At 58.6% G+C, this 8,742-nt stretch carries 7 protein-coding genes; 4 read left to right on the top strand and 3 right to left on the bottom strand.

Translation table 11 applies throughout. From position 1 onward, the window contains the following. Nucleotides 1-62 precede the first annotated feature (62 nt). On the bottom strand, nt 63-1,685 hold the full coding sequence (locus AUC45_RS15435) for a lysine--tRNA ligase (RefSeq protein ID WP_067604507.1): 1,623 nt from the start codon (nt 1,683-1,685) through the stop codon (nt 63-65). Nucleotides 1,686-1,796: 111 nt separating this feature from the next. On the opposite strand from AUC45_RS15435, the gene AUC45_RS15430 reads away from it, so the two are divergent. Further along, nucleotides 1,797-2,210, top strand: coding sequence for a hypothetical protein (locus AUC45_RS15430; RefSeq protein ID WP_156423909.1), 414 nt, complete (start codon nt 1,797-1,799; stop codon nt 2,208-2,210). 33 nt (nt 2,211-2,243) lie between these two features. Further along, entirely contained in the window at nt 2,244-3,332 is a 1,089-nt protein-coding gene (locus tag AUC45_RS15425) for an alpha-amylase (protein ID WP_067604503.1), read from the top strand. Nucleotides 3,333-3,545: 213 nt separating this feature from the next. Here the strand turns inward: AUC45_RS15425 and AUC45_RS15420 are convergent, their stop codons facing one another. Next, nucleotides 3,546-3,998, bottom strand: a complete 453-nt coding sequence (locus AUC45_RS15420; protein ID WP_067604501.1) for a nuclear transport factor 2 family protein — start codon at nt 3,996-3,998, stop codon at nt 3,546-3,548. Between the two features lie 43 nt (nt 3,999-4,041). Next, the gene (locus tag AUC45_RS15935; protein WP_197409603.1) at nt 4,042-4,698 is read right to left on the bottom strand and encodes a TM2 domain-containing protein; all 657 of its coding nucleotides are present in this window, start codon (nt 4,696-4,698) and stop codon (nt 4,042-4,044) included. Between the two features lie 179 nt (nt 4,699-4,877). Here AUC45_RS15935 and AUC45_RS15410 point away from each other — a divergent pair, with 179 nt between their 5' ends. Continuing rightward, nucleotides 4,878-7,664 (top strand): ATP-dependent DNA helicase, encoded by a 2,787-nt coding sequence (locus AUC45_RS15410; protein WP_067604499.1) that lies wholly within the window; start codon nt 4,878-4,880, stop codon nt 7,662-7,664. Beyond that, nucleotides 7,661-8,731: a helix-turn-helix domain-containing protein gene (locus AUC45_RS16150; protein WP_067604497.1), complete on the top strand. Its 1,071-nt coding sequence runs from the start codon at nt 7,661-7,663 to the stop codon at nt 8,729-8,731. The genes AUC45_RS15410 and AUC45_RS16150 overlap by 4 nt, the downstream gene beginning before the upstream one ends. Nucleotides 8,732-8,742: the final 11 nt, after the last annotated feature.

Raw genomic sequence — 8,742 nt, 5'->3', positions numbered from 1 at the left:
TTTGACACCGGAGCATGATCCGGGTGGAAGGGTGGAGGGCGCGGGTGGCTACGGCACGACAATTATGCCTTCGCCAAGGCCTCTGCGATCAGCTTGCGGGTCGGTTCGATACCATAGAGCGCGATAAAGCTGCCCATGCGCGGGCCTTGTTCTGATCCGAGCAGAGTTTCGTACAAAGCGCGGAACCAATCACGAAGATTTTCAAAGCCGTATTCTTCGTTCTTGCCAATCTCGTACACCATCGTTTGAAGCGCTTCTGCGTCCGCTTCTGATGGGGCTGCGGCGAGTTGCGTATCAAGCTGCGTCAAGGCCAAGATCTCGCCGCCTTGCGGCGCGCGCTTTGCCAATGTGGGCGCGACGAAATCGCGGTTGTAGTTCACTGCGCTTTCAATGAGCGCCATCAGCGCCGGATCTGTCACAGGCTTGCCGGTATAGCTAGCGACATATTCTGCAAGGTTTTCCGCCGTCGCCTCTAGGCCCAAAACGCTGACGAGGTTCAACAAGAGGCTGTAAGGCACCGAAAGGCTATCTCCCGCACCCGGAGCCTGTGCGCCCTCATACCGCTCATTCGCGCGCAGCAAATGCCACACGGCATTGCCGAGCTGCTTGTCGAGAGCCTGATCGGGCAGGCGTTCGCGGAATTGCCAATAATCGTCGATCGCCTTGGGGATAACCCCCTCGTGGAGCTGCTTTGCGCTCTTGGGATTGGAGAAGATGTAAAAGCCAAGGCTCTCCTCGCTGCCATAGGTCAGCCATTCCTCAATGGTGAGGCCATTGCCTTTGGACTTCGAGATTTTCTCGCCCTTGGCATCAAGGAAGAGCTCGTAGATTAGGCCTTCAGGCTTGTTTCCGCCAAGGACGCGCGCAATCTTGCCAGATTGCACGCCGCTATCGGTCAAGTCCTTGCCGTACATTTCATAGTCAACGCCCAGCGCGACCCAGCGCATCGCCCAATCGACTTTCCATTGGCACTTGGCCATTCCGCCGAGCGCTGATTGTTCGACAACGCTGCCATCAGCATCGGTGAAGCGGATCATACCCGCATCGGCGTCAACCACTTCGATTGGCACTTGAAGCACCGCGCCGGTCGTCGGTGAGATCGGCATCAGAGGTGAATATGTCTTGCGCCGTTCCTCGCCGAGCGTGGGAAGCATGATGTCGAGGATCGCCTGAAAGTTCGTCAACACCCCGCGCAGCGCATCATCAAATGCGCCCGAATTATACCGGTCTGATGAGCTCACGAACTCGTAATCGAACCCGAAACGATCAAGAAACTCGCGCAGCATCGCGTTGTTGTGATGCGCGAAACTTTCGTACTTTTCGAATGGATCAGGGATACGCGACAGGGGCTTGCCGAGATTTTCGGTCAGCAATGCCTGATTGGGCACATTGTCAGGCACTTTGCGTAGGCCGTCGAGGTCATCCGAGAATGCAACCAGCCGCGTGGGCGCGCCGCCTGTGAGAGTTTCGTAAGCGCGGCGGACCAAAGTTGTGCGCAGCACCTCTTGGAAAGTGCCGATATGCGGCAGGCCCGATGGGCCGTATCCTGTCTCAAACATAACCGGCTGCGCCTCATCGCGCGGTTTCGAGCCCTTGCCATGCAGACGTTTGTAGAGGCGTTGTGCCTCCTGAAACGGCCAGGCCTTGGATGTTTGGGCTGCTTGGATGAGTTCACTGTCGGTCATAGGGTTTGCGCATTTGCATTAAGGTAGGTCGCTCTTCAAGCGCGAATCCCCGCAGTGTGGTTCCCGAAAGGCGTTGGTCGAAGGTGGGTTGCCGCACGCGTAGCGCTCGCTATGGGATCGCAACCAGACTTTATGCATCACCCTCACCGTCCCTTTCTCTTGGCAATCATGCTGCTTGCGATTGGTCTTCGCACAGCTCTTGGTGCGCCATGTTGCGCCCCGCTTCCGCAGATGGAGGCAGCTGCATTGGCGAGCGACCATGGTGCTCATTCGATCCATGCGCACGCACTTGCAGATGCTGGCGATCACGCAGAACACGCAAATGGTCATGTGAATGGGCATGGCGATGATCCAAGCGCCAATTCGTGTTGTTCCGCTTGTGGCCCAACGATCCCGCCAGAGCCCGGCCAGTTCGCCGCCGCCGCGCTGATCCGCGAAATCCCTGAGCCTGCGCCCATTCGCGCGCTCGCCACTCGTCCCTCCTACCCCGCATACGAAGCGACAGGCCCGCCTCTCCTGATCTGAACGCCAAAAGTTTCAGATTTTCAGGAGAATACCATGTTTTCGCTTCGCAAAGCGGGCGTCTCGCTCGTTGCTATCAGCAGCGCTTTTGCTGCAACGTCAGCCTATGCTGATGAGGGGCACGATGGTGCCAGTTCCGGCATCAATGCCCTCGATCATGCGCCAATCGGTGTGATGGGTGACCACCGCCATGCCAAAGGCGAATGGATGATCAGCTACCGCCTCATGCATATGGATATGGAGGGCATTCAGATCGGCACAGATGACGTGACACCTGAACAGGTGGCGACCACGGTGCCAAATCGATTCTTCGGTGCGCCCGGGCAGCCGCCAACCCTTCGCATTGTGCCCACAAGCATGCGCATGGATATGCACATGGCGGGCGTCATGTATGGGCTATCCGATCAAGTGACGCTGATGGTGATGGGCAATTACATCACCAAGGAGATGGACCACATCACTTTCCAAGGCGGCATGGGCGATACGCGGCTCGGCACGTTCCGCACCCGCACAAGCGATTTTGGCGATACCAAGGTGGCGGCGCTAATCGGCATTACCGAAAATGTGCACCTCAACGCAGGCGTCTCAATCCCCACGGGCACTGTTACGGAAGGGGCCGAAATCCTCACACCCATGGGCATGCGGCCCACTGTGCGCACTCCCTATCCGATGCAGATTGGATCGGGGACATGGGATCTGGAGCCAGGCATAACCTACCGCGATCAGAACGAAGACTACGGCTGGGGAGCTCAGGTTCGCGGCACCATTCGGCTGGGCGATAATGATGAAGGCTATGCCTTTGGCGATACCTACCAGGCAACCGCGTGGCTTGCGGCATCTCTGACGCCAAGCGTCGCGCTGTCCGGCCGCATTCATGCGCAAACCTTGGGCCGAGTTGACGGGATTGATCCCAATATCGTTGGGCCAGTCCAAACGGCAAATCCCGATTTTCAGGGCGGGGATAGCGTCACCTATTTCACCGGGCTGAATTTCGCGGCAACCGGCGGCGCGCTCAAAGGCTGGCGGCTTGGCGTTGAAGCTGGCGTACCCATCGTGCAGGATCTCAATGGCCCACAAATGCCGACGGATTTCACGCTGACGGTGGGCGTTCAGAAAGCCTTTTAACCGGCTCTGCCCATTACCATCCGTTCACATCGATTGGCATGTCGCAATGATGCAATCCAGCACGTCTACACAGAGGCAATTGTCGATCCAACGGTTGCCCTAAGAATTGCCCCTCAATCCCCCGGGGGGCCTTAGGGTCGCAAGGGAGGGGCGGCGCAGCGTCCGTGAGCTGCGTCGTCCCTCTTTGCATTTGTGCTGCAGCGTTGCTGAACCTCAGTTGCTCCAGCCATTCGACGAAAGATACGTGATCTTGCCGTCGATGACTTCGTATTCCGAATAGGAATAGAGCAGTTCCTGGCCGCTTTTGTCGACATAGGCGGCGGTGATGAAGACAAAGGGGCCGCTCATGCCGCTTTCCTTGATCTTGATGCGCGGCGCGCCGGGCGCAAAGTTCAGCGCGTAAAGCGCCCTGATCTGCTTGTGTCCCTTGGCAACCATACCCTCAGCGTAAACTTCCGCATCGCTTGCAAAGGTTGCTACAAACCGATCGAGATCGCGCGCGCGGTAGGCATCGACATTGCGTTGAACGGCCTTGGCCTTGGCTTGAGCATCGGCCTGTTGCTGCGTTTGTTCAACAGGAGCCGCAGCTGGTTCCTCAGCGATGGCGGGCACGGCGCCAAACGCGATGAGGGTGGGCAGAATGGCTTTCCTAATTACGCTCAGCATGTCGCCTCCTCTTTCCTTGTTCTCATCGCCTAATGTTCACAGATCAAGAAAACACGCCCGTGTAAGCGTGGGCTGCTTTGAAACGCCGCATCATTCCTGGAATGAGGAACAGGTCCGCGATGATCCAGATAATCCAAGCAATAATCCCGACTGCGCCGATCGGTGGAAAGACGAATAGCGTCACGAGGCTGCCGATAAACAGCGCGATCTGAAACCATGCGCTCTCTGACTGCCCGCAATAGAACCGATGGATCGACAGCTGGCCGAGGATGAACCACAACACATAGGCGAGCCCAACGCTGCGTCCGCTTGGTTCGCCAAAGACAAAACCTGATGATGAACCGCTGCGCGCTCTTGCCGCACGCTGCATGTCCAATTGCTGCTCCGGTGTCGGCATAGCGGTTGCGCTGGCGCTTGCGTGCGCGCCCATTGGCGCTGCTGGCCGCGCATCATTGCGCAGATGGGCCATCGGATCGCTCGCATATTCGCCGTTTGCATCGGGCAGGCTTCCGCCGCCAATCTCTTCCAACTTGCGTGCACGTTCTGATGCGATGAATGCTTCGCGCTTGGCTGCCATTTCATCATCGGCACTTGGCGCAGCAGGTGCACTCGCTGCGCTAGGCTTCGCTGCGCGGCCAAAGCCGCCAGCTGGTTGAGGTGCTGCCTGCCCGGGCTGCAAACCTTTTCTACCAAAACTCATCGTCTGCGCGCCCCTTCATTTTATCCGCAAAACGCTCACTGTGAGGTATATGTTACAAGGGGTTAAAGAGGTCTTATGGCTTTCTCCGTGCGAGATGCGATTGCAAGTGGTGGGCAGCGCATCACGCGCCGTTTACTTATCGCGTGGTCTTGCGCATCGTGGCTTTCGTAACTGATGCTATGACTTCGCCTGCGCCCCTCCCCCTTCCCGCTTTGCATTCGAGCCATTCGGGCAATTGGCTGTGCGCTGCTGCGGGTGAGACAGAGGCTGTGTCAAAAGGCGATGCGATCATGGCGGCGGCGGATACGCCCGCGCTGTTGATCAACGCGCCCTTGATTGCGAACCGGCTGGGCTATCCTGATCTTTCTGGGCTTGATCTTCTGGAGCTGTTTGCATTCGTCCATCCTGCGCGGTTTTGCGTGCCAACGCCGCGTGGCCTCGCGCAGGCATTGGAAATTGAAGAGCCTTCAAAAGATGCGGATGTGCCCGCCTTTCTGCAACTAGCTGCGGGCGCCTTGGTGGAGATGTGCGAAGAGCCTGAATGGTTCGAACGCGAGGGAGCGTGGAGCGCGCTTCAATCCATGCAGAAGCTTCGGTGGCCTTGGGCTAATGTCTTAAAGCCGCATATCAAACGGCCAGAGCGAGCGGAAAGGTGGCTGTTTTCCGCACTGCGCGAATGGGAGGAGGCAGGCGAACGCCCGCCGCCCCGGCAAGTGGAATTGCCCAATGCCGACGTTTTGTCCCAGCTCGATGATCTGACCGGTGAAGGATCCGAAAAACGCGAAGGACAACGCGATTACGCGCAGGATGCCGCGCGCATCTTTGCCCCGCGCAACCGCGATGAGCAGCCGCATATTGCCTTGGCGCAAGCGGGCACCGGGATCGGCAAGACGCTGGGCTATCTCGCCCCCGCCTCGCTTTGGGCAAGCGCATCGAGCGGCACTGTCTGGGTCTCCACTTTCACGAAAAACCTGCAACGCCAATTGCGCGCCGAAAGCAGGCGAGCCTGGCCTGCCAAGCGCGAGGATGGAACGCGCCCTGTCGTGGTGCGCAAGGGCCGCGAGAATTATCTGTGCCTGCTCAACCTCGAAGACGCGCTGCAAGGCGGTTTTGCAGGCCGCCCCGCGATCCTTGCGCAATTGGTGGCACGCTGGGCCAGCTATACCCGCGATGGCGATATGATTGGCGGCGATCTGCCCGGATGGCTCGGCACGCTTTTTCGCAAACGTGGCATTGCCGCCCTCACCGATCAGCGCGGCGAATGCATTTATGCAGGCTGCCCACATTACCGGAAATGCTTTATCGAACGCGCGGGCAGAGACAGCGCGCAGGCCGATCTCGTCATCGCGAACCACGCGCTGGTGATGATCAACGCGGCGCGCGGAAGAGATCACGCGCAGCGCCCCACTCGCGTTATCTTTGATGAGGGCCACCACGTCTTTGACGCTGCCGACAGCACCTTTGCTGCAACTCTGTCGGGACAAGAGGCGATTGAACTTCGCCGCTGGATTATGGGGCCTGAACGCAAGAACCGGGGGCGAAGGCGGGGCCTATCCGCGCGGCTCGCTGATGTCGCAAGCTACGATGATGAAGGCGGCGAAGCCATTGAGGCGGCATGCGAAGCCGGCCAACTGCTCCCCGCCGATGGCTGGCTCCAACGCGTGGCAGAGGGTGAACCGGCGGGCCCCGTTGAAACCTTGCTCGCCGCGGTGCGCACTGCGACTTATGCGCGCGATGAAAGCGGCGGCCAGGAAGCGGGATATGGCATCGAAACCGAAGCTGCAGGTCTTCCCGGCGAGGTGATTGAGGCAGCAGGTCACGCGGCGCAGGCGCTATCGGATATACGCACGCCATTGATGCGTCTGGGCGCAAGGCTCGAAGCAATCATCGCTGACCCGCCCGATTGGCTGGACGGTCAAGGCCGCGCACGCATTGAAAGCGCCAGGTTCGCGCTTCAGTGGCGGGTTGATCTGATCGCGGCGTGGGAAGCGCTGCTTGCGCGTCTGGGCGGGCCTGCTGATCCCGACTTTGTCGATTGGCTTGCCGTCGACCGTTCCGATGCGCGCGAATTTGATGTCGCAATCCACCGCCGCTGGCTCGATCCGATGAAGCCGTTTGCGCGCACTGTGCTCGAACCCGCCCATGGCGTGATGCTGACAAGCGCAACCCTCACCGACAGGGTCGAAGATGACGAAAAGGCGTGGCAAACCGCCATCGCCCGCTCAGGCGCATCCTATGTCGAAACCCAGCCCATGCTTTCGGCTGCGCAAAGTCCGTTCGATTACAGTTCCTCTGCCGAAGTTCTGATCGTCACCGACATCAAGAAAGGCGATCTCCCCGCACTCGCTGGAGCATACGCCAAGCTGATCGAAGCATCGGGTGGCGGCGTTCTGGGACTTTTCACCGCCATACGCCGCCTACGCGCTGTGCATGGCCGCATTGCAGATCGCTTGGCGCGCGAGGCTCTCCCGCTGTTCGCGCAGCATGTCGATCCCATCGATACCGGCACCTTGGTCGATATCTTCCGCGATGATCCACGTGCTAGCCTGCTGGGCACCGATGCCTTGCGCGATGGCGTTGATGTGCCAGGCCAATCGCTGCGCTGCGTGGTATTGGAAGCCGTGCCATGGCCCCGCCCTGATATCCTCCACAAGGCCCGGCGGTTGGCGGCGAAAAGCGAGGGAGAAACAGCAAGCGCATACGATGACCGGATTATCAGAGCGCGGCTCGCGCAAGGGTTTGGCAGGCTCATCCGCAATCGCGATGACAAGGGACATTTCGTGGTCCTGTCCGCCGCCTTCCCTTCACGCCTTCTTACCGCCTTTCCCGAAGGCACACAGGTCCACCGCGTCACGCTGGATGAAGCGGTACAGCGCATTGCTGACGGGCTGATCGGCGAAAGCGGCACACTACCTGTCGAAACCACTGGAATCCTTGATGACGATATTCCAGATAGGCTGCGATGATTTTGGAGCTCAACTATCTCATCCGGATAATCACGGTCGGCGCTGCTCTCATGTTGCTTGCGCAGATCAGCGCAAATGACATTCGCAAGGCACTAAAATGGCCCATGATCGGGATGATCGTCGGGGCGCTTGCTTACCTTATCAATTCGACTCCGCTTGCAGCATCGCAGGGCATATGGGATCCGTGGGTCGATCTGGTGTCGATTACGACCACAGCCTTCATCTGGCTGTTTGCACGCAACCTGTTTGAACGGGAGCCACCGCGCAATTGGATATTAGGTGTCGCGGCGCTGTTTCTGCTTGGATGGTTCCTGTCGAACTTTGTCGAACCGCGCGTGATGCCGGGGTTCTATATCGGCTTCTTCATCCTGCATATCGCATCGCTCTTACTGATCGCTGATCTTATCCGCGTCGGCTTTTTTGGGCGGGACGATGATCTGATCGAGGAGCGCCGCGCGATCCGGGTCTGGTTGCCGCTTTTGCTGGCGGCGCAGGCTGCCGGCATCTTGATCTTCGAAATCGCCGAAGTGGTGTCTGATATTGATGGCCGCTCACCGGTCGCTGAATTGATCAACTCGTTTCTTATTTTTGTGCTGATCCTTTTCTCCGGCCTCGCCTTCCTGCGCAGCGATGTGCAACTGCTCGTCGAAGAGGGCTCGGAAAACACGAGCGAGGACGAAACTGAGCCGCTTGACCTGTCACCATCGGAAACCGTGCTTCACGAAAAGCTGACCGCTGCCATGGCACAGGGCGTCTACCGCACTCCCGGCCTTTCGATCGCTGGTCTGGCGGATCAATTGGACACGCCTGAACATCGTCTGCGCGCCCTCATCAATCAAAAATTAGGCTACCGCAATTTTTCAGCCTTCCTCAATCGTCATCGTATCTCAGAAGCGCGTGAGCACCTTGTCGATAAGGAACGGGTGGACTTGCCTGTTCTCACAATCGCGATGGATTTGGGATACAATTCGCTACCCACATTCAACCGCGCATTCAAAAGCGAAACCGGTACAACTCCGAGCGATTACAGACGGTTAGGGTTGAGCGAGAGCACTGTTCAAAACTGAAAAACTACGTT

It is taken from the genome of Erythrobacter sp. YT30 (assembly GCF_001542875.1).
GTDB lineage: Bacteria > Pseudomonadota > Alphaproteobacteria > Sphingomonadales > Sphingomonadaceae > Erythrobacter.
Note: the sequence above shows the minus strand (reverse complement) of the source record. Positions and strands in the feature narration are given on the sequence as shown.